The 841-nt window shown below is 50.8% G+C and carries 1 protein-coding gene; it reads right to left on the bottom strand.

All coding sequences use genetic code 11. The features are described from left to right. Positions 1-162: 162 nt before the first annotated feature. A partial coding sequence (locus QGG23_08405) for an ATP-binding cassette domain-containing protein (GenBank protein MDP6049436.1) occupies positions 163-841 on the bottom strand: 679 nt, incomplete at its 5' end.

The following is an 841-nucleotide window of genomic DNA, read 5'->3' as shown; positions in this document are numbered from 1 at the left end:
ACCGCTTTGACGGGAGCGATGGCTTCCAGTTCGATGACTACATCGCGACTCCCTATCTCGCCTGCGTGCAGGCGGAGGTCCACTCCCTCGAACACGTCATACACTCCGGGGCGAACGAGTCCGTGGGTGTCAGAAATAACTCCAATGTCCATTGTTTTGTATTCACTCCCTTAGAAAACAGGCGACATGATGACCGGGTCGCGCTTCCTTGAGTTGCGGGATGGATTCCTCGCATTGTTTCTCGCGAATGGGGCACCGTGTATGGAAGGCGCATCCTCTGGGCATGTCCATGGCGTTCGGAAGGTCGCCTTTAATTTTCATGCGTTCTTTTTTCGTTTCCGGATCAATGGATGGAATCGCCGCCAGCAAAGCTTCTGTGTAAGGGTGCTGTGGTTTATTGTACAGTGGTTCGCTGTCGGCAAGTTCAACTATTTTTCCAAGATACATAACCGCCACACGGTCACAGAAGTGTCTGACTATGGCCATGTCATGGGAAATGAACAAATAGGATATTTGCATTGATTCCTTGAGGTCGAGGAGTAGGTTGATCACTTGGGCGCGAATAGAAACATCGAGCGCGGAAACCGGTTCATCGGCAACGATCAAACTCGGATTCAATGCAATGGCCCGGGCGATTCCGATGCGTTGTAGCTGCCCGCCGCTGAATTCGTGAGGATATTTGTCTGCCTGGTCGGATGACAGGCCCACTTTGTCTAACAACCCTACGACACGTTCTTTTATTTTTGAGGGATTGGTGAACTCATGGATGTCAAAGGGTTCTTCCAGAATCTTGTCGATCCGCTTTCTCGGATTGAGGGAGGCAAAGGGGTCTTGAAAAATG

The sequence above is a fragment of the Candidatus Bathyarchaeota archaeon genome, assembly GCA_030739585.1.
Classification (GTDB): domain Archaea; phylum Thermoproteota; class Bathyarchaeia; order TCS64; family TCS64.
The sequence above is the reverse complement of the archived record's forward strand: the minus strand, read 5'-3'. Positions and strand labels throughout refer to the sequence as shown.